The 25,179-nt window shown below is 45.5% G+C and carries 18 protein-coding genes; 12 read left to right on the top strand and 6 right to left on the bottom strand.

Translation table 11 applies throughout. The features are described 5' to 3' along the window. Positions 1–306 precede the first annotated feature (306 nt). From ACR8BL_RS06075 to ACR8BL_RS06055, 5 genes are all read left to right on the top strand, one after another. Positions 307–1,374 (top strand): FUSC family protein, encoded by a 1,068-nt coding sequence (locus tag ACR8BL_RS06075; protein ID WP_434751774.1) that lies wholly within the window; start codon positions 307–309, stop codon positions 1,372–1,374. Between the two features lie 130 nt (positions 1,375–1,504). Continuing rightward, positions 1,505–1,966 (top strand): pyridoxamine 5'-phosphate oxidase family protein, encoded by a 462-nt coding sequence (locus ACR8BL_RS06070; RefSeq protein WP_434751773.1) that lies wholly within the window; start codon positions 1,505–1,507, stop codon positions 1,964–1,966. Positions 1,967–2,160: 194 nt separating this feature from the next. Beyond that, positions 2,161–4,536 (top strand): RNA polymerase recycling motor HelD, encoded by a 2,376-nt coding sequence (gene helD / locus ACR8BL_RS06065; RefSeq protein WP_434751772.1) that lies wholly within the window; start codon positions 2,161–2,163, stop codon positions 4,534–4,536. A gap of 369 nt (positions 4,537–4,905) precedes the next feature. Then, a complete protein-coding gene (locus ACR8BL_RS06060; RefSeq protein WP_434753030.1) occupies positions 4,906–6,729 on the top strand; it encodes an adenine deaminase in 1,824 nt (607 codons plus the stop codon). 388 nt (positions 6,730–7,117) lie between these two features. Next, positions 7,118–8,047 (top strand): hypothetical protein, encoded by a 930-nt coding sequence (locus tag ACR8BL_RS06055; protein ID WP_434751771.1) that lies wholly within the window; start codon positions 7,118–7,120, stop codon positions 8,045–8,047. Positions 8,048–8,188: 141 nt separating this feature from the next. Here ACR8BL_RS06055 and ACR8BL_RS06050 read toward each other — a convergent pair whose 3' ends face one another. Next, positions 8,189–9,121 (bottom strand): AraC family transcriptional regulator, encoded by a 933-nt coding sequence (locus tag ACR8BL_RS06050; RefSeq protein WP_434751770.1) that lies wholly within the window; start codon positions 9,119–9,121, stop codon positions 8,189–8,191. Positions 9,122–9,292: 171 nt separating this feature from the next. On the opposite strand from ACR8BL_RS06050, the gene yicI reads away from it, so the two are divergent. The 3 genes from yicI (at position 9,293) to ACR8BL_RS06035 (ending at position 13,552) form a co-directional block, all read left to right on the top strand. Beyond that, entirely contained in the window at positions 9,293–11,611 is a 2,319-nt protein-coding gene (gene yicI, locus ACR8BL_RS06045; protein ID WP_434751769.1) for an alpha-xylosidase, read from the top strand. A gap of 114 nt (positions 11,612–11,725) precedes the next feature. Next, positions 11,726–12,079: a phosphotransferase gene (locus ACR8BL_RS06040; RefSeq protein WP_434753029.1), complete on the top strand. Its 354-nt coding sequence runs from the start codon at positions 11,726–11,728 to the stop codon at positions 12,077–12,079. Between the two features lie 102 nt (positions 12,080–12,181). Continuing rightward, entirely contained in the window at positions 12,182–13,552 is a 1,371-nt protein-coding gene (locus ACR8BL_RS06035) for an MFS transporter (protein ID WP_434751768.1), read from the top strand. Positions 13,553–13,733: 181 nt separating this feature from the next. Here ACR8BL_RS06035 and ACR8BL_RS06030 read toward each other — a convergent pair whose 3' ends face one another. The 3 genes from ACR8BL_RS06030 to ACR8BL_RS06020 all read right to left on the bottom strand — a co-directional run bounded on the left by ACR8BL_RS06030 (position 13,734) and on the right by ACR8BL_RS06020 (position 16,218). Beyond that, positions 13,734–14,279: a GNAT family N-acetyltransferase gene (locus ACR8BL_RS06030; protein WP_434751767.1), complete on the bottom strand. Its 546-nt coding sequence runs from the start codon at positions 14,277–14,279 to the stop codon at positions 13,734–13,736. A 137-nt stretch (positions 14,280–14,416) separates the two neighbouring features. Beyond that, positions 14,417–15,766, bottom strand: a complete 1,350-nt coding sequence (locus ACR8BL_RS06025; protein WP_434751766.1) for an MFS transporter — start codon at positions 15,764–15,766, stop codon at positions 14,417–14,419. Positions 15,767–15,795: 29 nt separating this feature from the next. Beyond that, complete coding sequence (locus ACR8BL_RS06020) at positions 15,796–16,218, bottom strand: MarR family winged helix-turn-helix transcriptional regulator (protein WP_434751765.1); 423 nt, start codon at positions 16,216–16,218, stop codon at positions 15,796–15,798. 209 nt (positions 16,219–16,427) lie between these two features. Between ACR8BL_RS06020 and ACR8BL_RS06015 the strand changes: the two genes are divergently transcribed. The 3 genes from ACR8BL_RS06015 to ACR8BL_RS06005 all read left to right on the top strand — a co-directional run bounded on the left by ACR8BL_RS06015 (position 16,428) and on the right by ACR8BL_RS06005 (position 18,360). Next, positions 16,428–16,901 carry an RbsD/FucU family protein gene (locus ACR8BL_RS06015; RefSeq protein ID WP_434751764.1) on the top strand — a complete coding sequence of 158 codons (474 nt, stop codon included), beginning with the start codon at positions 16,428–16,430 and terminating at the stop codon, positions 16,899–16,901. 390 nt (positions 16,902–17,291) lie between these two features. Further along, positions 17,292–17,684, top strand: a complete 393-nt coding sequence (locus tag ACR8BL_RS06010; RefSeq protein WP_434756605.1) for a GNAT family N-acetyltransferase — start codon at positions 17,292–17,294, stop codon at positions 17,682–17,684. A 55-nt stretch (positions 17,685–17,739) separates the two neighbouring features. Then, on the top strand, positions 17,740–18,360 hold the full coding sequence (locus ACR8BL_RS06005) for a TraX family protein (protein ID WP_434751762.1): 621 nt from the start codon (positions 17,740–17,742) through the stop codon (positions 18,358–18,360). A gap of 124 nt (positions 18,361–18,484) precedes the next feature. Here ACR8BL_RS06005 and ACR8BL_RS06000 read toward each other — a convergent pair whose 3' ends face one another. Continuing rightward, complete coding sequence (locus ACR8BL_RS06000) at positions 18,485–22,189, bottom strand: amino acid adenylation domain-containing protein (RefSeq protein WP_434751761.1); 3,705 nt, start codon at positions 22,187–22,189, stop codon at positions 18,485–18,487. A 33-nt stretch (positions 22,190–22,222) separates the two neighbouring features. Further along, positions 22,223–23,968 carry a methyl-accepting chemotaxis protein gene (locus ACR8BL_RS05995; protein WP_434753028.1) on the bottom strand — a complete coding sequence of 582 codons (1,746 nt, stop codon included), beginning with the start codon at positions 23,966–23,968 and terminating at the stop codon, positions 22,223–22,225. 506 nt (positions 23,969–24,474) lie between these two features. Between ACR8BL_RS05995 and rpiA the strand changes: the two genes are divergently transcribed. Further along, positions 24,475–25,146 (top strand): ribose-5-phosphate isomerase RpiA, encoded by a 672-nt coding sequence (gene rpiA, locus ACR8BL_RS05990; RefSeq protein ID WP_434751760.1) that lies wholly within the window; start codon positions 24,475–24,477, stop codon positions 25,144–25,146. Positions 25,147–25,179 lie beyond the last annotated feature (33 nt).

Below are 25,179 nucleotides of genomic sequence, written 5' to 3'. Positions count from 1 at the left end.
TTTGGGGATCACTCGCTAAGTGACTAGGGCCAGACGCTGAAAAGTTTGTTTTCATATTTGTTGAATCCGCTTCATCCTTTTGCCTGTTTTGGGTTAAGTTATGCTCAGAAGGTGCTGAAAGGATGAAGTTTTTTCATTGTGTTCTGTTGTGCATTTTGAAACTGGGAATAGCAAAGGCGCGAGTGCTCATGGTACAATAAATCGTTCTCCTGAACTTATTCGGGCCAAAATAGAAATATGGGGTAATAATGAACATGATTATCATCAAATGTAAACGAACATGTCGGGTAGTAGGAGGGGGATGCCATGTCATTTGGGGCACGTGTACTTAAGACAGGTATAGCGGTCACGCTGGCTTTATTTCTGAGCAGTTTGTTCCTGAACCCGCAATCTCCTGTGCCTGCCGCCATCGCAGCGATATTTGCCATGCAGCCTTCCATCTATCGTTCGTGGAAGTATTTCCTCGATCAGTTGCAGACGACAACGCTGGGTGCGATTGTAGCTTTGCTAGGGGGCATGGTGCTGTCCAATGAACCTATCGCCGTAGGGTTAATTATTGTGCTGGTTATTATGATTTGTCTTAAATTAAATATGGGTGAAACGGTAGGGCTGACACTGGTTACGGTGGTATCCATTATGGAAGCCTCGGGAGATTGGCATTTTGCACTGAATCGCTTCTTGTTAACGCTTGTGGGCATTATATCGGCCTTCCTGATTAACATCTCGGTGTTTCCTCCTAAACCAAAGGTACAATTTGTAAAGCAGATCCAAAGTGTGTTTAACGGGATGTCATTGCTGCTTCGAACATCGATCTCGGATGAGATTAAAGAGGTTATTTTTCGGGAAGAGAAAAGCAATCTTGGCGGGTCAATCAAATCTTTATCAGACAAATATCATCTGTTCGAAGAAGAGCAGAAAAAGATGAAGCGTGCCAAATTCAGTGAAACCCGTCAGATGGTCGTATACAAACAAATGCTGTTAAGTCTGCAAAAGGGATACGATGTACTGGATTCTGTAGAACGTCACTACTTTCAGGCACAGCGAACACCGGAAATGGATCTGTTTTTTGATTCCCATCTCGAACGGGTCATTAAATTCCATGAACATGCCTTGCTCAAATTCGAAGACAAATTAAAACCGAACGGTGAAGAGGCTGCACAGTTTGTAACGGAAAACGATCATTTTATGGAACAGGCCATTTCCCAGTTCGATGTTGATAAGGACGGCATGTTAAGGTTATCGATTGTGGCCGCGGCTATATATGATTACGGATATCAGCTGGAACGGCTGAACCGGCTCGCAGACCATGTACACACTTCAACTGAAGACAAAGAGTCACATGATAGTATGCTGAACTGGCTGAAATGGCCTTAGTTGCAAAAATCAGATACAATAAAGAAACAACCAAACCCGGACTGAAGCGTCCGGGTTGTTTGGTCTATCAATTCAACATATAAGATGAGAAGAATGACAACGATTATGAACGAACTGGGGGGGAGAAGAGATGGAGCTAAAGCAGTTGGACGTAGAACTCATGGAATGGTTTAACGGAAGCAATCTGGAGAGCAAGCAGCATGAGGCATTGCAATTGCTGACCGTAACTGACACGCAGTGGCCACATCTGGCTATGATCAGCATGGGGGAAGTCATTGCTATAAGCCCAGACTGTCTTCGTTTGGCTCTCTGGCAAGGCACGCAGACGAGTATGAATATGATGGAAACAGGTAAGGCTACGTTAATTGCAGTGCAAGGACAGCGTTTATTGCATATACGACTTAAAGTTCGTTTGCTACCGGAACTAGCGGAAGCTGTTCACCCGCGAGATCGATATGAGTGTACGATCCTTCAACTTCGTATAGATCAGGCACCTTATGCGGAAATTACGTCTGGCATCACGTTTCAATTAAAAGATCAAATCGGGGCTTTGGTTCGCTGGACGGCAACAATTGAAGACTTAAAGAAGTAGCGTTAAAACAACAAATAACGTCTCCGCTTGCATCGGGACGCTGTCACTGGTAGAATATAAAATGGTTTTCAGGAATTAGAATTAATTAACATAAATTTAAAATGTTTACTTTCTAATAATTATACCATTGCCTTTTCGGGCTTGTCAAATGGATATTCGAAGACACAATCCGGGGAAAGAGAGGCGCACAACTTATGAGTACAGAGCAACAGTGGGATAAAGAACAGGAGCGGGTAAACACCGTTACCGATCAGATTGAGCGCAAAATCGCTACATTGGAAGAAGAGGTGGGCTCCTTTCGGGACGAAGTAGTTGGGATGCGTAAAGACTTCTGGGATGAAGTGACGATGAACTTCAGTGAAGCCGATGATGTCGGGGAGACATCAACGAGCATGAGGCAACAATCACAGGTCTTGTCAGACCGTGAACGAAGTCATCTGAATACAGCAGCTGCACTGGATAAAATGAAACGTCTACATCATTCACCTTATTTTGGCCGGATAGATTTTAAGGAGGACGGATACCTGGATGCGGAACGCATCTATTTGGGTATTGCATCCCTGCTGGATGAGAAGGAAGAATCCTTCCTGATCTATGACTGGCGTGCACCCATTTCTAATTTGTATTATGATGGGGCACCGGGGCCGATCTCGTATCGTACGCCAAGTGGCGAGATTAGCGGAGAGATTGAGATGAAGCGGCAATTCGTAATTCGAGATGGACGTATCCGCTTTATGTTTGATACAGGGGTAACGATTGGAGATCAGCTGCTTCAGGCTGTGCTCAGCCGAACGTCCGATGCGCAGATGAAGAGTATTGTTGCAACGATCCAGAAGGAACAAAACCGGATCATTCGTAATGACAGGACGCGCATGTTGATTGTACAGGGCGCAGCAGGTAGTGGCAAAACCTCTGCCGCTCTCCAGCGAGTCGCTTATCTTCTCTATAAATACCGCGAGCATCTGCAAGCGGATCAGATGGTTCTTTTTTCACCGAACCCTATGTTTAACAGCTACGTATCTACGGTATTGCCAGAGCTTGGCGAGGAGAACATGTTGCAGACGACGTTTCAAGAATATCTGGAACGCCGTTTAGGCCGCGAATATCAGCTTGAAGACCCATTTATCCAGCTCGAATATGTGCTTACGGAGACCGAGGAGCCTGGTTATGATGCACGAATGTCCAGCATACGTTTCAAGTCTTCTGCGTCATTCCTGAATGTGATCACCCGGTACAAGGAAAGCATGCTTTCAGGCGGAATGAGATTCAAGCCTGTACGATTTCAGGGCAAAGCTATTGTGGATGCGGAAGCGATGGCTGAGAAATTCTACAGCTTCGGTTCTTCTGTCAAGCTGGTGAGCCGGCTGGAGTTGTTGCGGGATTGGTTGCTTAAGGAACTGTCGGCATTTGGTAAAAGCGAACTGGATGCGCCATGGGTGGATCAGCAGCTCGATTTGATGGAGCCCGAAGATTTGCAACGCGCGTACCGACGGTTAAAACGTAAACAAAAAGGCAAATCACATACGTTTGATGATTTTCAGCAGGAAAGAGAGATTTTAGCCAGAATGGTGGTTAGTGATCGACTTAAGCCTTTACGCAAATGGATTAAATCACTTCGCTTTGTCGATATACGCCATTTGTATGCGAACCTGTTCCAGGATCAGACACAGATGGTTCATTTACTGGATCGAGAGCCCTTGCCGCTTCACTGGGAAGAAATCTCAACTATGACGCTGCGTAGATTAAAGGTGCAGGAACTGGCCTATGAGGACATCACGCCGTATTTGTATTTGCGCGAACTGTTGCTCGGTTTCCATATTAACTCGAACATTCGCCATGTCATTATTGATGAAGCACAGGATTATTCTGCATTTCAGCTGGCTTTTATGAAAAGACTTTTTCCTCATGCGAAGATGACGGCTCTTGGTGACTTCAATCAGGCTATTTATGCACATTCTTCTGTACTTAGCGGTACCGGGCCATTAAGTGATTTATACGGACCAGAGAATACAGAGGTTATTGTGCTGACGCGCAGTTATCGCTCCACGATGGAAATTGTTGAGTTTACGCGGGGCATGGTTCCGGGCGGGGAAGAGATTATCCCGTTTAACCGCAACGGTGAGAAGCCCAAAGTCATCGTGACCTCGGATGTGGAACAACATATTGAACAAATCACAGCAGATCTGAATCATCTGATGCAGGAGGGTTACGAATCTGTAGCGGTGATCTGTAAGACGGCTGAGGAAAGCAAGGAAGTTCATGAAATGCTAAGTCACAAGCTGAACAAGGCTCCCAAGCTGATCAAAAAAACGACACTGGCTTTTGAGCAGGGGGTTCATGTCATTCCGGCTTATCTGGCGAAAGGTGTGGAGTTTGACGCGGTGTTAATCTATAATGGCTCCGCTAGTGCCTATTCTCGTGAACAGGAACGTAAACTGTTTTATACTGCCTGTACCCGGGCGATGCATCTACTGCATGTGTACTCATTAGGGAAACCGAGTCCATTTATCACCTCACAGTCTGAAGTGTGGTACGAAATGACTGATATACCTGCAACTCGCGTGGAGTAGTATCCGTTACATGCTTCGGTAAATCTCAAGATCAGGTCAGCCAGAGTGTCTGGTTGGCCTTTTTTGAGTATGCTAAGACGAGAAGCATGCCTAAGATGATGATCTAGACAGACATATCTTGGTTCATATTGATAAATAAAGTGAATCTCCTTGTGTACATATACAATCGATGTAATTTTTCTTTACACATGAAGCTCAGGCTCATATAATCGTAACAATCTATTTTTTTGAGCGTTGCACGACGATGGGTAAAAAAATAATTCATTGTATGGGTAACACATCCTTCATTTGAGGGAACAGGCAACGGAACAGGTAAATTTCATGAAGGAGGCAGGCACATTGAATAAAACAGCTTTTGAGCGGCCACTGATGGCCGATTGTGTACCGGATCTGGTCGCTACAGCCCGGGGAGATATGAAGGCAACATTGGTGATTCGGGGCGGCACGCTGGTGAACGTGATATCGGGAGAAATCCTGCCGGACATGTCAGTTGCCGTACAGGGGGCGCGAATTGCGTATGTTGGAAGGGATGTAAGCCATACGATCGGAGAACATACCCGCATTATTGAAGCCAATGGGAAATATATGGCTCCTGGATTGTTGGATGGTCATTGTCATATCGAGAGCACACAGATGAAAGTATCCGAGTTCGCAAGAGCTGTCCTGCCATCCGGTACGACAGGTGGTTTCTTTGATCCGCATGAAATCTCCAATGTGCTGGGGCTTAAAGGACTGCGACTCATGCTGGATGAAGCACGTACTACACCTATGGCAGCCTATATGCAAGTGGCATCATGTGTGCCTTCGACTCATCCAGGTCTGGAGACGACAGGTGCTTATATTGGTCCGGAAGAAGTAGCGGAGGCACTTTCATGGGGACCGGACATGATTGGTCTTGGCGAAGTGATGAACTTCCCGGGAGTTGTGTATGGAGATGACACGATGATCGGGGAGATTCAAGCAACTTTGCGTGCAGGCAAAGTTGCAGATGGACATTTTACGTGGGCTTCGGACGACTGGCGTCTGCCTGCTTATGCGGCAAGTGGTGTCACAGGCGATCATGAGTGTGTTACAAAAGAAGATGTGGTGGAGCGGTTGCGGCTGGGCATGTATGCGAAGATGCGCCAGGGTTCTGCATGGCATGATGTCGCCGAGACCATCAAAGCATGTACGGAGCTTGGACTGGATACCCGGCGAATGATGTTGGTGACAGATGATCGTAGTTCTGAATCCTTGCTGAAAGAGGGCCATATGGACTTTGTCGTTCGACTGGCGATCTCTCAGGGTGTAAAACCCGTCACAGCGTTCCAGATGGCTACGATCAATACGGCAGAACGATTCGGTGTGGCGCGTGATATCGGAGCGTTGATTCCGGGTAACATTGCCGATATTATTTTGTTAGACGGGCGCCTTGCGGATGTTCGTGTAGGCATGACGATTGCGGCCGGGCAAGTCGTAGCCGAAAGTGGTAAAATGACAGCCGTTTGGGACACTTTCACTTATCCTGAGGAAGCGCTCAATACGGTGAAGCTCGAAGCGAACATTCGGCCGCAGGATCTGGAACTGGCTGCACCGATTGTGGAGGGTACGATAGGCGCGCGTATTATCCATGTGACAGAGAATCATGTAGAAACGAAGGAAAAGCATGTGCAAGTGAATGTGCAAGCTGGCAAGGTGGTTCTGCCTGTCTCAGGTGAGGTATGCAAAATCGCGGTGCTGGAACGCCATAAACAAACCGGTAATCGCGCAGTAGCACTGGTCGGCGGGATCGGGTTCACTTCGCCAGCCGCCATTGCAATGACGGTAGCCCACGACAGTCATAATTTGCTGATCATCGGAAACGATGATGCACTTATGGCGGAAGCTGGTAACCGTGTCATCCGCATGCAGGGTGGTGTAGCTGTTGTCACTCATGCAGGAGTGACCGAGTTTCCGCTTCGTATCGCCGGACTGATGTCGGTAGAATCCTTCGAAGTGGTTGCAGAGCAGTCAGCAGCAGTCAGCGAAGCACTGCAAACGGCTGGTTGCACGTTAAACAATGCTTTTATGACACTATCCCTGCTGGCACTGGTTGTTATTCCAGAACTGCGATTGTCCGACATTGGACTGGTGCGGATCTCTGCAGAGGGCATTGAGCGGGTATCCCTGTTTGATGAACCGAATACGGATGAAGCTGGAACATCACAGAATTGAATGATGAGATGAAAAGTGAAATCGCTGACCGCCTTCGGGCGGTTTTTGTTTTTGAAAAGATGAGCGACCTTGTGAATAATTCAATTCATTTAAATAGGTCTACAGAATCTAAGTGTTAAAAGAGAATATAGACTGAAGTCGTGACTTAGATTATGGATTTTACATAGAATATTAAAATTTGTGACTTTTGAACTATTTATTCAGAACTATGAATTCCCGAAATAAGTTATATGATTCTTTCGTCGTGAGTCTTATAGGTGATATTGCGTATAGAAGAAGTTTAGATTCATCGTACTTCCATAATAGTGCAAAAAATGAATAATAAACGACATCCGTTCCTTCGGATTTATACGTAAGAGCTGCCATAACTTCAAGGGAGTGTACAAATATGAAAACTAAAAAAGAACTTCGTTTTATTCTGCTGATGAGTTGCCTGGTGATGTGTTTAAGCACAGCCTGTTCTACCCGAGTCGATGCTGTAGGTTCCATTGAACCGGTGGACAGTTATGCCACGATTCATGGTAAGCTGGATCGTTCTGTACGAGCTACATGGGTGTGGGATACGATCCAGATTCGAAATAATGCTCAAGATATATTGAAGTTTGCTGCGGAAAACAAAATTAATACGATCTATTTGCAAATGAACCGGGATGTGAAATTTCCTGAATACAAAAACTTTATCCGGCTCGCGCGGGCTCAACGTATCGCTGTTGACGTGATGGATGGACGTTCCGCTTGGGGATTGAGCGAAAGCCGGGAACAGATTGCCTCCTTTATGGACTGGATTGAAACTTATCAGGCACAGGCACTGGCTAATGAGAAATTTGCAGGCATTCATCTGGACATTGAACCCCATGTGCATCCGCAGTGGAAGATTAATCAAGCCAGCGTTATTACGCAGTGGCAGGGAAATGTGAATTACATAGTAGAACGTGCTGCCCGCATGAAGATGCCGGTGGCGGCCGATCTGCCGTTCTGGCTGGATAATTACAAAATTCCGGGTTCAACGATGGCGGTAAGCAGTTGGATGATCCGTAAATTTGATTCGATTACAATTATGGCTTACCGTGATACAGTTGCCGCGATATACAATGTTGCGAAGGATGAACTAATCGATGCCGCTTCAGTAGGCAAGAAGATATCCATCGCGGTGGAAACCAAGCAGAGCAAGGAAGGCAACTTTATTACCTTCTACGAAGAGGGGGATGCCTACATGGAGGAACAGTTGAAGCTGGTGGAGAAAATGGCAAGTGTGCACGCTTCTTTTAATGGTTTTTCGGTCCATGAGTACTCCTCCTGGAAGACGTTAAGAAAGTAGAACAAGATTCGTATTCGTAGGGGGAACGTAAATAAAAGGTGCTTGCAGCGTACTTGCTGAAGGCACCCTTTTATTGATCTTTTATAAATATATTCTAGCAAAATACTTATCGATATAAAGGTGGATGTGATTGATTGCTTATTAGATCATCTGTGCCTCTGTATACGCAGCAGGCGCAAGTGTCATGTTTTTGGAGAATATTTTGCGATAATGAGATGGCGTTGTATTCTTGTGTTTCTTAAACGTGGTAATAAAATAACTCAGGTGCTCGAACCCAACATCCATGGCGATATCAACAATTTTATGATCCGTATTCTCAAGCTGCGCGCAGGCCTGCTGTACCCGATAATAATTAATGTAATCGACAGGAGTCTTCTGCACCATCTGTTTGAAAAAACGACAGAAATGCCCCTCGCTCATATTCGCTTCACCCGCCAGGTCTTTCAATTTGAGCGATTCAGGATAACGTTTATGAATATAACTGAGCACTGATTTTAGACGCTCCATCTTATCCTGTGTTCCACCGTTAACTTCACCTTTGAGCGGGAGTACTTTCCGCTGTTCAAACATGCGAGCAAGCATGAGGTAGAGATAGGCTTTTGTGGATATCTCACAGGTATATGTCCCGCTCGCGTGATCTGCGAAGATACGCTTCAGGTAGGCCAGAACTTCTGAACCCCAAGTTTCATCAGCCGTGATGTGATAGGGGAGCTGTATACTTTTTCGCAAAATAGGTCCGATAAATTTCTCCTGCACCGCATCAAACGTATGACTGCCGAGCAGATCGGAATGAAACACAATGGAGGAAAAGATACAAGGCTCATCACCTACCAGATATCCTGCATGGATCTCACCCCGATGAATAAAAACAGCCTCTCCGGCCTTCACCTCAACTCGGTTCATGTCAATTTGAAACATAGCAGAGCCTTGCGTCACCATGGTGAACTCCATCTCATCATGCCAGTGGCAATCCAGAATGCTGTCCCCGTTTAATTGCTGAATGTCCGGGTATACACTAACCGGGTACATGGCGTTGCCGTGAATTCGATCTTCCCGTAAACGTTCACGTTCCATCGTGGAACCTCCTTATGTATATGAATGGATGTAATCGTTTGCAATTTATTCTATAATCCGTCCTGAACATGCTTGGAATATCAAAATACTGATATAATCGGTCAAAATAGAAGAAGAAATTCATCATTTATATCAATATCATTATAGTATAACCGAAGGAGGTAATCCAAGATGAAATTTACCGATGGCTACTGGCAGATCCGTGACGGATATCATGTTCAAAATCCGGCGGATATTCGAGATATTGTACAAAAGGGTGATTCCTTTACTGTATATGCAGCAACGAAACGCATTGAGCGCAAAGGTGATACACTGAACGGAACGTTGCTCAAAGCAACCTACAGTTCCCCCATGCCTGATGTCATTCGTGTGCAATTGAACCACCATAAGGGCAAAGTTAATCCAGGCCCCGAGTTTGCCCTGAACACGCTGAATACCGATGTGCAAATTGTCCAGGATGAAAACGGTGCTGAGCTGAAGAGCGGAAATCTTCGTGTAACCGTGAACAAAACAAAAGGCTGGGATATTGGCTTTCACTATAATGAAAAACGTCTGACAGGCAGCGGCTGGAGAGGCCCGGCGTACATTGAATCAGCGACAGAAGGTGTGTTTTTCCGGGAGCAGTTGGAACTTGGCGTGGGCGAATATGTCTATGGCCTTGGTGAACGTTTCACCCCGTTTGTGAAAAACGGTCAGGTTGTTGATGTCTGGAATGAGGATGGCGGTACAAGCAGTGAACAGGCCTATAAGAACATTCCTTTTTATCTGTCGAACAAAGGATACGGCGTATTTGTCAACCATCCCGAGAAGGTATCCTACGAGATCGCTTCCGAGAATGTATCCAAAGTGCAGTTCAGTGTACAGGGCGAAACGCTGGAGTACTTCATTATCGGCGGTGCTAATCCGAAAGAGGTGCTGGATAACTACACCAAGTTGACAGGCAAACCGGCTTTGCCACCAGCATGGACATTTGGTCTGTGGCTGACGACTTCGTTTACAACGGATTATGACGAAGCAACGGTAAATCATTTTGTCGATGGCATGGCTGAACGTGATTTGCCTCTTTCCGTTTTTCACTTCGACTGTTTCTGGATGAAGGAGTATCAATGGTGTGACTTTGAATGGGACAAAGACATGTTTCCTGATCCAGAAGGCATGTTGAGACGTTTGAAGGACAAGGGACTCAAAATCTGCGCCTGGATTAACCCGTACATTGCCGAGAAATCGATACTGTTCGATGAAGGGATGGAAAAAGGGTATCTCGTCAAGACAGCGGATGGCAGTGTATGGCAATGGGATAAATGGCAAGCGGGCATGGCGCTCGTGGATTTCACGAATCCAGAAGCAACGGCATGGTACAAAGGCAAGTTGAAAACCTTGATTGATCAAGGTGTGGATTGCTTCAAAACGGATTTCGGCGAAAGAATTCCGACCGATGTTGTATACTATGACGGTTCCGACCCGGTAAAAATGCACAACTATTACACCTTCCTGTACAACAAAGCAGTATTCGATGTACTCGAAGAAAACCTGGGTAAAAACGAAGCGGCCTTGTTTGCACGCTCCGCAACCGTAGGGGGTCAACAATTCCCTGTACATTGGGGCGGCGATTGCTCATCCAACTATTCTTCCATGGCAGAATCACTACGTGGCGGATTGTCTCTCGGTCTTTCCGGGTTTGGCTTCTGGAGCCATGACATCAGCGGATTCGAAGCGACAGCCGAGCCAGACGTATATAAACGCTGGGTACAGTTTGGGTTACTTTCTTCCCACAGCCGTCTCCACGGCAATGAATCATATCGTGTACCTTGGTTATTCGATGAAGAAGCTGTCGATGTCGTGCGTGATTTTACAAAATTAAAACTCAGTTTGATGCCATACCTGTTCAATTCAGCGGTAGAGTCCTCTGTACAAGGTTTGCCGATGATGCGGGCGATGGTACTGGAATATCCAGAGGACCCGACTTGTGCGACACTTGACCTACAGTACATGTTTGGAGATTCTATCCTGGTTGCACCGATCTTCAACAAAGAAGGTGACGTGCGTTATTACCTGCCTGAAGGAACATGGACCAATTATCTGACAGGGGAAAGAGTTCAGGGTGCACGCTGGATCAGTGAGAATCATGACTTCAAAACATTGCCGATGATGATCAAACCGAACAGTCTGATCGCAGTAGGTGCAGTTGACAGTAAACCAGATTATGATTTTGCGGACAATGTATCTCTGCATTTGTTTGAACTTGCGGATGGTCAGACTGCTCAAACGGTAGTTGTTAACCAAGGTGCTGAACGTGAATTGCAAGTAACAGTCACTCGCAGTGGATCGAAGCTTGAAGTTCATGCCGAAGGTGCAGGCAAGCCGTGGAATATCGTACTTCGCGGTGTGCATTCCGTATCCAGCGTGGATGGCGGGTCACAGGAAGCTGGTGCACAAGGCATAATCGTAGCTGCAGAAGAAGGAGCCAACAAGCTTACAATCAAGCTCTAACATGTTGAAATAGGACAAGGAAGGACGGTGCCTGAAGGCGCCGTCTGTTTGTTTATCTGGACAGGAGAGAATAAGAAATGAGAGGGCAGTGGGACGTTAGCCCTTTTTGATCAAATTAAGCAACCTGTGCTTGTCCATAATGATCTATGGGCAGCAAATGTGCTTGTGCACGGTGAACCAGGGAAGATGAGCATTGCAGCTGTGATTGATGGAGACCGCTCCATGTATGCCGATCGGGAATATGAGGCCATCCTTAATACGGATTCCGCTACGTTTCATACAGGTTACGGACGTCTTATTGATCCATTAGCGGAAGGACAAACACGCCGTCTTGCGTATCGTCTATTGCCGTCTTATTTTAACGCGTACGTTCATCAGCATCAGGTGGACCAGCCAGAGGATGGCCGAATATTTGAAGAGCATACGACGGCACTACTATCGCAATGGAAGCAGCTTGGTTTACGCTAAACCATCTCAATCACGATCCATTTCGACATATGCTGAATAATCAACCTCAGATAAACCGACAATAACGCTGTTGTGTGTAGAATCTGAGAAGGTGGTTAGGGTATGTCTGATAAAAAGTGGGACCTTGTCGCACTTGCTTCCATCCCTGTTATTATGACACTGGGGAACTCCATGCTTATACCGATTTTGCCACAGATTGAACGGGAATTGAAGGTATCTTCATTCAAGGTCAGTATGCTAATTACGGTATATGCTGTAGTGGCCATTCTGCTGATTCCGCTAGCAGGATATTTATCGGATCGATTCGGCAGGAAAGTCGTTATTATTCCCAGTCTTGTCATTACGGCCGTTGGAGGAGCTATTGCAGGGGTTGCTGCATGGATATTGAACGGTGATGTCGCTTACTGGACGATTCTTGGGGGAAGGTTTTTGCAGGGAGTGGGGGCAGCAGGCGCATTTCCGATTGTCATTCCTCTTGTGGGGGACATGTTCAAGAATGAGGATGAGGTGAGTAAGAGCCTGGGCATCATTGAAACCTCAAATACCTTTGGCAAAGTGCTTAGTCCAATTTTAGGTGCGGCGCTTGCAGTATGGCTATGGTATTCCCCATTCCTGGCGATTCCGGTGCTTTGTATTATTTCGCTAATCCTTGTTATATTCCTGGTGAAAACACCAAAGAGGAAGGAAAAACCGCCTACCTTTTCGGAATTTGTAGCCTCCATTCGAGACGTTTTGAAAGAAAAGGGACGCTGGTTGTATGCGCTGTTTGCAATCGGCGGAATTTGCATGTTTCTTATTTTTGGTGTCCTTTATTATCTTTCCGAAACGCTGGAGAGTGAATTTGCGCTCGAAGGTGTAGTCAAAGGACTTGTTTTGGCGATCCCCCTGGCTTCGTTATGTCTTGCTTCATTTATGGCAGGGAAGTGGATTGGTAAAAATAAATCCCGCATGAAATGGCTGGGTTTTGCTGGACTTGCTTTAGTAACCGTATCACTGGGAATCATCGGTATGTTCGATAATATATACGTTGTGGTAGGGCTGTTCACCCTGGGAAGTGCCGGTATTGGCGCAGCACTGCCATGTCTGGATACACTGATTACAGAAGGTGTGGATAAGAAGCAACGGGGCACGATTACGGCTTTGTTCAGCAGTATGCGATTTATCGGGGTATCCTTGGGCCCACCTGTGGTTTCTTTGCTGATCGGTTCCCACCACTTTTTGCTTTTTGGCATTCTGGCTGCGTCGGGTGCCGTTGGAGGTGTGCTCACATTACTCGCAGTGAAACCTGAGAAGGGTGGCAAGCCGTCATCGGGTCAGGGGTCGAAGCATGAAAATCAAGAGGAGCGGGACGTGCAGAATAATCAACAGAAGCAAGATGGCCAAGACAAGCTGCGCAAAAGGCGTGTGCAAGAGAGTGAAACCGATCAAGGTTATTTACCCGCACCCCTGCGCCGAAAAAAAAGTCCGTTTTAACTTGGGCATCTGAATGATGCCTTACATAAAAGCTAAATCACAAAAACGCGTTTACGCCCCAGCAAGCAGCACAACTGCTTGTCTGTCAGATGTAAACGCGTTTTTATAAGGCTGTATAAGCCTTTATAGGGATCTCTGCGCATTTATTTGTTATGGTTTTAGCTTGCCGTTACTTTATTAGTTACTTGAATAGCTTATACCAATATAACGTGGTTCCGATATCGGAATTAGAAGACTGTTTTAATGTGTCGACCCCACCTAGTATGAATCCTTGCTTCACATAAAATCTGCATGCGCCGAGATTGTCATCTTGTGCTTCCAGGGACATTCCAACAAGCTGTCGTTGGGTAGCCCACTCTTCTGCTTGGTTTAAGAGCAATTTACCGACGCCACTGCCTCTGTAATCTTTTTTGATAGCAATGTTTTCAATATAACAGAAGTGATTCCAATCCTTGATAATTCTAATTTGTCCTATGCAAGTATGATTGATATACGCTAAAAACAACGTTTTATCCTCTTGGTTTATATATTGGTTCCAATCAAGCTTGTCATCTGGGAAACGGATTTCTCTTGGTTCATCCAAAAGAACTTCTTCGTAAGACCACTTTCCGGATTGTAAAGAGGGGACAACTCTACCATACAACTTAAAAGAATCATTGGTCTTATTAATGTCCTCTATTAAGTCAGCATTTAGTGGAGAAATAATGAGTTTGCTTGCACTATTCAATATTACTCACTTCCTTATAGTTAACTGAATACACCTCTCTATATAGTACCATAAAAAGTGAATTGTCCCTTGTTATAACTTTTCTAATAACACGTATGTTTCAGTGGATACACATTTGAAAGTGAGATAACTGCTCGTTATTGTCTTTTCTCCGGTTCTGCTTGCAATTCATTCGAGCTGTTTGATGCAACGCTATCCGTGGCCGCAATATGTGTATGAGATAACAGTGGATGTGTTACGATCTGGAAACTGCCGCTCCGTTTTCCTTGAATCAGATAGATCAGCAGGAATATGACCATGAATAAGACAGAGTACCGATACATTTCCGTATAACTGGTCAGAGAAGCGATGGAGCCGAGCAGAAGAGCACCTGTGGCGATTCCAAGATCGAGTGTATTTAAAAACATACCGTTGGCCATCCCCCGCTGAGCAGGGGAAACGACCTGAATCATCCAGGTCTGCAATGAGGATTGCATGGAGCCATAGCCAATACCGTAGATAAAAGCAGCTACAAACAGGATTGGCATCGTTGTTGCCCAAGAAAGCGTCACAAGTCCGAGTGCAATACATACAGCCCCCGGGATTAATAGAGCTTTAGGTCCTCTGCTATCGTAGATGCGACCCGCAAACGGTCTGACGAGTAAAACGGCGAGTGCATTGAACAGGAAAAACAGTGCCGGATTCGCGAGATGGGCCTCTTTGCCATACAAAACGATAAAACCAACCAGTCCGCCGTAGGTAATCGACAGCAAACCGTTCAGTACACTTGGCAGAATCAGCTTGCGGTTAAACGGTACTTTCTCCCTGGAACCCGGTTTGGTTGCCGAAACGGAAACTACAGGACGGACAGCTTGTTCTTGTTGAGATGGTTGCGTTGAAGTAGCCTCCTGGGAAGCCTCTGTCTTTGCCGCTTTTTTACGTGTCAGGCTATAACTGAGCGGATAGATCACGGCGATCACACCGGCGGTACATAACATAAGTGTAACAAACCCGGCTCCTTGGAGCAGTGTGACCCCAATGATTGGACCCATAGACATGGCCAGGCTCGTAGACAATCCAAAATACCCCATGCCTTCGCCCATTCGTTTGACGGGTACAATGTCGGATGCCATCGTTGGAAATGCTGTACTGCTCAATCCGAATCCAACGCCGAATACCATGCGAAGAAATAACAGAACGGCGATCCCGGCAGCAAAATAATAACCAAGCGTGGCGAGTAGGGCTACAGACAAGCCGATAAAAATCATCGCATTACGCAAACCCTTCTCTAGCGCTTTCGCAGAGTATAGTCTGGCGGCTATGGCACTTAACGCAAACAGACACGTGAACAGACTCACTTGAAAAGCATTGGCCTGGAATTGATCCTGTACATAGGAGGGCAGGGGCGAAACGATCATGTGCAGTTGCAGAAATAACAGAAAATTACATAACATGAGCAAAATAAAATCCGTTGTCCATAATCGGACAGGTGCAGATTGTTCTTTCATGGTGAACCATTCCCCCTGAGTTGTGATAGTTACAGATTGTGATTAATGAGGGAAAGAGTATGCTTAAATGCTTCCATCTGGTCTTTCGGTATACCTTCAGCAAGTTTTTTATTCATTTCTCTTTCGATGGAAACAAGGATATCCATTAACGCTTTACCTTCTTTGGTAGGGTATAACAGATAGGCTCTTCGATCCTGGTCGCTCGTTCGGCGTTCGACCCAACCTTTTTTCTCCAGCAAATCGATAATCCGTGCCGTAGTAGGCTGGTCTTTGAAAACAAACCCTGCCATTTCCTTCTGGTTAACGCCTTCCGTACGCACCACATTAAAAAGCACAGAGAATTGCTCTGTGGTAATATCGTAGGGTTTGAATTGTGCGGCCAACAGAGCAGCCGTTTTGCGGTGGGTGAGCCCGAGCATGAATCCAACGGATTGCTCAAGAGAATAATCCATGTGTCGGTGAACCTCGCTTTCCGTAGAAAAATATCTCTAAAATTCATATAATTGTTATGACAACTATATGTGAAACAAGTATCTTTGTCAAAGGCAATGGATATCGCACATGTGCATTTCATAACAATGCAAAGCGTAAACAATCCTGATAGAATAGGAATGAAACGGCTTCCAAAATAATAAAATGAGTTATGAAGGAGCGTTTAAAGATGCTGAAAAATATTCCTCCGATTCTACCGCCAGAGCTGCTCAAACTGATGTCCGAAATGGGGCATGGTGATGAACTCGTGCTCACCGATGCGAATTTTCCGGCAGCCAGCCATGCCCGAAATTTAGTACGTTGTGATGGAGTAGGCACTGTTCAACTGCTGGAAGCTATATTACAGCTGTTTCCGCTGGACACCTATGTAGAACGGCCCGCCGCCGTGATGCAGGTGGTTAAAGGAGATCCGGCCATTCCGATCATCTGGGAAGATTACCGCCGTTTAATCGAAACGTATGAGGACATGAGCGATGCCATGGAATACGAAGAACGTTTTGATTTTTATGAGCGCGCTGCGAAGGCCTATGTCATTGTTGCAACGGGGGAACGGGCACAATATGCAAACCTGATTTTGAAAAAAGGAGTTATCTTTCCTGAATCCAGCTCCGCTCAAACCCAGCTGAACTCAGAATGCAATTAAAAATATATCATTATGGCGACGGAGCAGGTGAAGCTTTCGTCGCTTTTTAACGTTTGCCTGAACGCAGGATTGGATCACAAGTCGTAGGCAGCTGTTTGGACGAAATATACTTTAAGGATGGTACGCTTGGGTAAGGTGTAGGTTTACTGCAAACTTTATTCTAATTGATGAATGGGTGAAAGGGATCATTTCTTTTACAATGAACTTAGAAGAGATATGCTTACTGAATTGAATTGAACTGAACTGAAGGGAATGAAGGAAATGGAAATTGGAATCAGACAAGCCAAGTTAGATGATATTTCTGAAGTATCCAGGCTTTTTAATGATTATCGAATGTTCTATGGTCAGGATTCGGATCTGGAAGGAGCATCGCGCTTCATACATGAAAGAATGAGTAATCACGATTCGATTATTTTCATTGCTGAATGGAGTAAAGAGATAGAAGAAGAGTCAGATGCAGCCATGTATGAGAAGTGTGATGAAATCCAGGAGAGGGGCGCCGGTTTGGTGCAGATTTATCCTAGCTATAGTTCCGTTTCTATGGGGCCGATCTGGATCCTGAACGATTTGTATGTGGATTCAAAAGATCGAAAACAAGGTATAGCCAGAAAGCTGATGCAGGCTGTTATGAAGCAGGCACAGAAGCATAAAATCATTCGTATTTCACTATCTACGGCGATAAGCAATCAGAAGGCACAAGCGTTGTATGAATCTGAAGGATATACGCGGGATCAAAGCTTCATGTATTATGAGTGTAGTATACAGCGTGAAGATGAATCCTGAATGAATTACACTTCGAATCATCTGTTTACACGGGGAAAAGGAGGGAGGAACGAGTATGATGCAGTGGATTGCCATGATTACGATGCTGATTGATCATATAGGCGCTGTTTTTTTTCCACATGTGGTTGAACTGAGAATGATCGGTCGTATCGCTTTTCCAATCTATGCCTTTGCCGTATTTATCGGCTACAAGCATACACGCAATGCACAAAAATACATATGGCGCTTATTTTGGATCGCTTTAATTTCTCAAGTCCCGTTTATGGCTGCCTTTAATCATTTTTCGCTGAATGTGGTCTGGACTCTCTGGTCTGCATTACTTGTTCTGCTCGCGCTGGATAAACTTCCTTCGAAGTGCCTAGGTATCCCGATTGTAATCGGGGCAGGATTTGTGATGGAATGGACACACATGGACTATGGCATGTATGGGTTGTTGTTGGTACTTCTGTTTCGTTACTTTAAAGGGCCAGTTCTGGTTATGGCACATGTTGTGTTAAATATACTTTATCTGATGTTACATCATAGCTTTCTGCAGATGTATAGTGTGCTCGCAACAACCGGTATTGCCTTTGCACAGTACTATCAGGCCGGTTTTCGAATGAAAGGGCCACGATGGATCTGGCGTTATTTCTATCCGGCTCATCTAGCTATCATCGCGGTGATCCGCTGGATATAGAGATGAGATGTGGCTGACAGTCAAGTGTGTTGGCTATGAAAAAAACCACTTTTTCGCCGTGTTTGACGAGAAAGTGGTTTTTTTTACTTTATCTAGCTGTTTGTAAGCATTTATGCAAATAGGTTTAATCTGCAACCGTCGTTGTACCGTAATTCGGACGAATCGGTGCCGGAAAATAACCGATCTGAACAGCATAGTCCAGCATGGTATGAATGAAACGGTCATCGGTCTTGGCACAGAAGATTCCTGCTGGTTCGACGTAGGCTGTCGTTACTGGCGATGCATAGGCATATGCTGAATCCTTCGCTCCGTCGCCTTCCAATTGAGCAATAGCAAGCTGCAAAGCTTCCGGCTCTTTTGTGATGGTTGCATCGAATAACCAGCGGGTATAGTCCTCAAACGGCATGGTATCGACATCATAACCAGCACGTTTCACGGCTTCAACTAATTCGTCATACCGAATCGGCTCCGGATTACAGATATGGAACACACGTCCAGCTGTATCCTGACGCAAAGCGAGGTGTACAATCGCTTCGCTGGCATAATTAATAGGGGTAAAGTCCATCAGCCAGTCCGCGGCAGGGGCTTTGCCAAGCAACAACATCGCTTTAATCATGCGGTAGATGGCATTGCTGTCGATATTCGTTTGAAAACGACCGGTATGAGAATCACATGTCAAGTTTCCTGCACGGTAGATGCTGACAGGCACACCTTCTCCTGCAGCAGTCATGAGTACTTTCTCCGCTTCGAGCTTACTGTCGGAGTAAACGTTGTCTACATGCAACTCTGCCGGGAAACAGTCATATTGCAATGAAGATTCCCATTGTCCACTGAGAGCCAGATCTTCGGGTATACCCATCGTGGATACATGATGGAACGAAGCCCCTTTTTTGTTACGTATCAAGTTCAGCAAGGCAACCGTACCTTCGACATTGGTTTTGGCGAATTGCGTCGCCTCTCCGAAATGACGGACATCAGCCGCGCAGTGAATGATCCGGTCGATTTGTACCTCAAGCAAAGCTTGCTGCTCGGCGGAAAGCCCCAGATTCTTTTCCTCCAAATTGCCTTCCACAATCACAACACGATCTGTAAGTTGGTCAGCAAGTTGTTTGCCGAAATAACCATGCATCACTTTGCTCAAACGTTCCATTGCTGTCGTACCATCGCTTGGACGGCGCACAAGAGCGTAGATGTGTGTAGAAGACTTCACAATCAACTGTTGCAGTACATGTGAACCCAGATAACCGGTTGCGCCAGTCAGCAGCACATGTTCAGGCTGAAGAATGTTCGGGTAACCAAGCTGAGATGAGAGTTCCACTGGATGTTCAGCAAGTTGAGTGATCATGCCATTCGTATTGGAAGCTCCTTTAACAGCATCTTGTTGCTCGGATAGAAGCTCTACTCGGTGAGCAAGCGCACGAATTGTTTTTTCAGCAAAGAAATCGGCAATTTTTAGCTGCGGATAATGTGGCTTCAGAAGAACCAGTACATGGATGACCCGCAGGGAGTCGCCACCAATGCTGAAGAAACTGTCTTCAACTCCAAACTCATCATGTTGCAGAATTTCCTTCCATGCATGGAAGAGAACAGATTCCGTTTCTGTCTCAGGCATCACTCGATCAATCTGATCGGTATGACGTTCAACATGTGGCATGGATACCATAGCTTTCCGATTGATTTTTCCTGTTGGAGCAACGGGCATCTCATCCAGCTGACAGATCCATTTCGGAACGAAATACGATGGAAGCTTCTCGGAGAGAGCTGCTTTGATATCGGCTACGGAGAGGGTGCTCCCATCTTTGGATGTGAAGTAACCCACGAGCATATTTTGACCGTCCGCTTCCTTTTTAGGAATAACGGCAACGTTCTGGATCTGCTCAAGCCGAGCCAGATGATCTTCAATTTCCCCGATCTCAATCCGATGACCACGAATTTTGAGCTGCGAGTCACTACGTCCCACGTATTCCAGCAAACCGGTATCCAGCAATTTGGCAATATCCCCGGACTTGTAAATTTTCTCACCAATAGCAAACGGACTACTAATGAAGGACTGCTCTGTTCGCTCAGTCTGGTTCAAGTAACCTTTGGCGAGTGCGGGAGTGGCGATATACACTTCACCTGGTACACCTACAGGGCAGAGCTGCTCTTCTTCATTGACAATGTATACTTTGTAATTATGAATGGGTCTACCGATTGGAATGTTAACGACGTGGCCTGGAACCTGTTCACTGATCCGGTGTGTGGTGGTAGCGACAGTGCATTCAGTTGGACCATACACGTTAACGATATCAATCTGGTTTCCAAATTTGCGTTGGAAAGCCCGAACCTGCTCCCCATATAGGGCTTCTCCGGCTACGGTGATGATACGCACTTTTGCCAGCTTATGAAACCCTTCATCCGACAGATAGGAAGCCAGCTGATTGAAGAAAATCGTGGGCAAAATCGTAATGATGGTGGTGCCTGTTCGCTCAATCGCACTTGCAAACTCTTCAATAGACACCCGTTCTTCCGCCGACAACAGATAAAGCTCAGCACCATAGAACAGAGCACCGATCGTATCCCATACCGATGCATCGAAGCTGTATGTGGCAAACTGAGTTAATACATCCCCGGGCTGAATGTCGCAGTCCCGCTGTACAACACTGCCCAGATTGGTGACACCCCGGTGGGCGATCAGTGCGCCCTTCGGTTTGCCGGTAGAGCCTGAAGTATAGATCACATAAGCGAGATCATCCGGTTTGATATCCAGATTGGGATTGCTGGCTGCGAATCCTGCAAGTCGTCCGTCAACGGATAGAATTTGGCGTACCGTAGAAATGCTGGAGAATAACTCTTTGGCCTGATCATACGAAGCTTCTGTTGTCAGTACAAATGGTGAAGCTGTATCTTCGACAATATAGCTGTTCCGTTCTTGCGGATGTTCAGGATCAATCGGTACATAGGCACCGCCTGCTTTAAGAATACCGAGCAGTGAAATAATGGTGTCCAGACTTCGATCCATAAAAATGCTGACGAATTCACCTTGCTGCAGTCCGTTCGATATTAATACACGGGCAACCTGATTCGCGCGTTCATTTAATTCCCGGTACGTATAACCTGCTGAGAGTGAGGTGATCGCAGGGGAATTTGGATACGCTGCGGCAGTTGCTTCGAACCAGCTATGGATTGTTGAATGAACGGGTTCAAGTACAGCCGTATCATTCATCTCCCGATAGATCAGACGGTCAGAAGCAGATAGAATGTCTACAGCGCCAATTGCTTTGCAATCATCACACAAGAGAGCGAGAAGTAATGTCTGAAAATATTCTGCATAACGCAAAACAGTTGACTCTTGTAGTAACGAACGGTCATAGAACAGATCTAGAATCATCTCGTTCTGATCATAACGAACGTTCCAATTCATCACCTGAGGAGCCTGAGGTAATTGTACGCTGTTCAGCATAAACAGTGTCTCGGGATATCCTCCGGTTTGTTGTGTATAGGGAATCTGAAGCTGCTGTGTAATCTGTTCAAACAGTTCACAGAACGTTGTCTTGCCTTGAAGCTGTAATGAAAGATAGGAAGCTGCCTGATCTGGAGCAAGTACTCCGATAGCCAGCTCCTGTTCAGCAGACAATCGGAATAATAAGGCTGCGTAAGCTGAAAGGAATGCAGGGTACACCATCTGTTCCCCAAACTTCTGTTTAAGTTCACGACTCAATGACGCTTTCAATGTAATATGAGTAGACTCATAAGAGAATGTTTGCTGGCGACGTCCATAATCCAATGGAATCTGAAGAACAGGTAAGCCAGATTCCACGGAGTGGGATAATGATTGGTTTTCAATCACTTCAGGTATCCTCCTTGGTTGAAACCTAGTTTATTATTGTTGCTTGCTTACATTAAAATGAGAAATCAGTTCCTGAAGCTCTTCAGACATATCCGTGAGTCGAGTGGAGGAGTCTACCAGCGTAATCAGGGATGCCTTTTGTTCGTCTACAGACACAGAAATTTTCTCACTGCTGTCAGCGGTCTTGCTTACACTTGCAGACAAGTCATCAGCTGTTGCAGTCATTTCCTCTGTACCCGCTGAAATTTCCTGCGTGGCACTGGATACTTCCTGAATTTGGTGGGATACCTTCTTAGCTGCTTCAAGAATTTCATCAAACAATTGACCGGTTTGATCGGCTACAGAGAGTCCTGTATCTACTTCAGAAGTACCTTGTTCCATGGCTTGAACGGCTTGTTTGATACCCGACTGGATCTCTTGAATCAATACGCCAACCTGACTGGTTGCCTGCTCGGACTGTTCGGCGAGCTTACGTACTTCACCAGCAACTACTGCAAAACCTCTTCCTTCTTCACCGACACGAGCGGCTTCAATGGATGCATTAAGGGCAAGCAGATTAGTTTGGCTTGATATCCCTGAGATTATGTTCAAAATATCACCGATTTCCTGTGAACGGCTCTCCAGCACTTCGATCGCTGAAGCCGTATTTTTTACAGATTGAGTGATCAGGTTCATTTGTTCGGATACCTGACGAACGACACTGTTACCTTGCTGCGAACGACGCTCCATCTCATACGCTTCGTCCGCAACACTTGCGGAGCTGCTCGCGATGGTCTGGATCACGGTAGCCATCTCGGACATTGCGCGGGCGCTGTCACGGGTGGCCTGTTCCTGTGAACGGATGTTGGAAGTAATATGGGTCACGTTACTGTTAATGGAGTCTGCGTTGTCACTGTTGCGTTCAGAGACTTCGTAGAGTTCCTTCGCAGATTGATTCACTTCCTGGGATGTCATTTGCACTTTTACGATAGTGTCGTTAATTCTGCGTACCATGACGTTGAATTTCTCGTTAACGAGTCCCAAATCATCTTTTCCTGTCGGAATGGTGACATCCAAATTACCTCTGCTGACTTCATCAATGCCTTTGATCAGATGACGAATCGGAGAGAGGGTGTTTTTTACGACAATGTATTGAATAATGAGGAACAAAAGCAAGAACGCTACGAGAATAATAACTCCATTTAATAACAACGAGTTCAGACCTGCCGGAACTGCTTTGGCATCCGCATCTACAGCGAAGTAAGCGAAGATCTTGCCGTTGCTGTCTTTAATTGGATAAGCAATGGTTGTCCAGGTTCCGAAGTCATCGGAGTAAAAGGTTGTGAACGTTGGACGATCGGTATTCAGCATTTCTTTCAGGGCATTGGCTACAACAACCGGTTGTTCGTACATATCACCAATGTTTACGTTGTCGCTCTGAAAAGCCTCTCTCAGGTTCGTTGGCATCGCAACAAGGGAAGTTAACCGTTTGTTGTCGCCGCCAAGCTCCACACCAAAGATATAGGCTTGTGCAATGTTAGGATAATATTTTTGCATTTCATCAAAATAAGCTCTTAGTTTCGTCTGTGCAGCACCTTCGTAACTGCGCTCTGTAATTGCGGTTTGAACATCTACAGGATTAATATCTTGTGCCCACTTTTTCGTGATCTGTTCTACTTGTCCATGTAGCTGATCGACCAGAACCGTTTTTTGGAAGTAATAACTGCTTGCAATCAAAGCCACACCAATAATGATAATGTTGGTAAATGAGAGCAATAGATTTTTGGAGAAAAACGACATGTTTTTCCAGCTCAATGATTTCACTAATTTCCACTCCTGATCTTCTGTAAATTAAGAAACTGTAGGTATGCTTCTGGTACAAAAAGCTACTGCATTTCGTCATCTCCTTCAAAGGGAAGTATGCGACAATGGTCTTGGTTTCTTAGTCATCATTCGAGACTTATGTACCTTATGAAACCATACGTGTCTAATTATTAAAACACATCTATATCTATTATGTCGTGTAAAATGTCGTTAAATTGAATAGCTTTGTTAAAACTTTTTTAATTTTTTACGTATTTATGGACATAACCCTTCGTTTATAGGTAATTAGTACTGTTTATTATTAAAAATTGCCATTTTTTAGTTTCATTCTGTATTCTATAACATAGTGGGAAAAAATACACCATTAATCATCAGAGAATGGTCTCAATCTGGCTTGGAAGCATGGATATACATCGGATGAGGTTTTATCTATAATAACTACATATGGTTTTATACAAATTATGAGCAGACGGGGGATAAGAATGAATCTGAAACAGATTGCGGCAGAACATGCAGCAGCGTTCGTTGAAGATGGAATGAAAGTTGGTTTGGGCACGGGCTCAACCGCGTATTATGCGATATGTCGAATTGGGGAGCGGGTTCGGGAAGGCCTGAATATTCAGGCAGTAGCTACCTCAGAGGCTTCAGACAAACTGGCCCGGGAATGGGGCATCCCCATTATTCCTTTTGACCAGATCGGACGTTTGGATCTGACGATTGACGGGGCGGATGAAGTCGATCCGGATTTTAATCTGATCAAGGGCGGTGGCGGAGCTCTTCTGCGTGAAAAAATAGTGGCTGCGAACAGTGATAAACTGATCATTGTTGCTGACGGCAGCAAGGCTGTGAACAAACTGGGGAAATTCCCTTTACCGGTTGAGGTCGTGCCTTTTGCATCGGAATGGACCTTTCAGGCACTTGAAAAAATGGGATGCCAGCCGAAGTGGAGAATGGACAAGCAGGAACCATACCACACGGATAACGGTAACTTGATTGCAGACTGCCATCTGGGAGCGATTGCGAATGCAGCAGAACTTAACCTGCAACTGAATATGCTGCCAGGTGTCGTGGACAATGGATTATTCGTGAATATGGCCAACGTAGTGATCATCGCCAAAGAGGATGGCACTATAGACGAGCTTCACCGTACGTAATGAATATATCGGAGAGTGGGTGTCATGATTTAA

The organism is Paenibacillus amylolyticus, assembly GCF_051136285.1.
GTDB lineage: Bacteria > Bacillota > Bacilli > Paenibacillales > Paenibacillaceae > Paenibacillus > Paenibacillus amylolyticus_F.
Note: the sequence above shows the minus strand (reverse complement) of the source record. Positions and strands in the feature narration are given on the sequence as shown.

What these genes read in the sequence shown, in the direction of transcription:
- ACR8BL_RS06075 (WP_434751774.1), top strand. Translation starts at nt 307, where the DNA reads ATGTCATTTGGGGCACGTGTACTTAAGACAGGTATAGCGGTCACGCTG.
- ACR8BL_RS06070 (WP_434751773.1), top strand. Translation starts at nt 1,505, where the DNA reads ATGGAGCTAAAGCAGTTGGACGTAGAACTCATGGAATGGTTTAACGGA.
- helD (WP_434751772.1), top strand. Translation starts at nt 2,161, where the DNA reads ATGAGTACAGAGCAACAGTGGGATAAAGAACAGGAGCGGGTAAACACC.
- ACR8BL_RS06060 (WP_434753030.1), top strand. Translation starts at nt 4,906, where the DNA reads ATGGCCGATTGTGTACCGGATCTGGTCGCTACAGCCCGGGGAGATATG.
- ACR8BL_RS06055 (WP_434751771.1), top strand. Translation starts at nt 7,118, where the DNA reads ATGAAAACTAAAAAAGAACTTCGTTTTATTCTGCTGATGAGTTGCCTG.
- ACR8BL_RS06050 (WP_434751770.1), bottom strand. Translation starts at nt 9,121, where the DNA reads ATGGAACGTGAACGTTTACGGGAAGATCGAATTCACGGCAACGCCATG.
- yicI (WP_434751769.1), top strand. Translation starts at nt 9,293, where the DNA reads ATGAAATTTACCGATGGCTACTGGCAGATCCGTGACGGATATCATGTT.
- ACR8BL_RS06035 (WP_434751768.1), top strand. Translation starts at nt 12,182, where the DNA reads ATGTCTGATAAAAAGTGGGACCTTGTCGCACTTGCTTCCATCCCTGTT.
- ACR8BL_RS06025 (WP_434751766.1), bottom strand. Translation starts at nt 15,766, where the DNA reads ATGAAAGAACAATCTGCACCTGTCCGATTATGGACAACGGATTTTATT.
- ACR8BL_RS06020 (WP_434751765.1), bottom strand. Translation starts at nt 16,218, where the DNA reads ATGGATTATTCTCTTGAGCAATCCGTTGGATTCATGCTCGGGCTCACC.
- ACR8BL_RS06015 (WP_434751764.1), top strand. Translation starts at nt 16,428, where the DNA reads ATGCTGAAAAATATTCCTCCGATTCTACCGCCAGAGCTGCTCAAACTG.
- ACR8BL_RS06010 (WP_434756605.1), top strand. Translation starts at nt 17,292, where the DNA reads ATGAGTAATCACGATTCGATTATTTTCATTGCTGAATGGAGTAAAGAG.
- ACR8BL_RS06005 (WP_434751762.1), top strand. Translation starts at nt 17,740, where the DNA reads ATGATGCAGTGGATTGCCATGATTACGATGCTGATTGATCATATAGGC.
- ACR8BL_RS05995 (WP_434753028.1), bottom strand. Translation starts at nt 23,968, where the DNA reads ATGTCGTTTTTCTCCAAAAATCTATTGCTCTCATTTACCAACATTATC.
- rpiA (WP_434751760.1), top strand. Translation starts at nt 24,475, where the DNA reads ATGAATCTGAAACAGATTGCGGCAGAACATGCAGCAGCGTTCGTTGAA.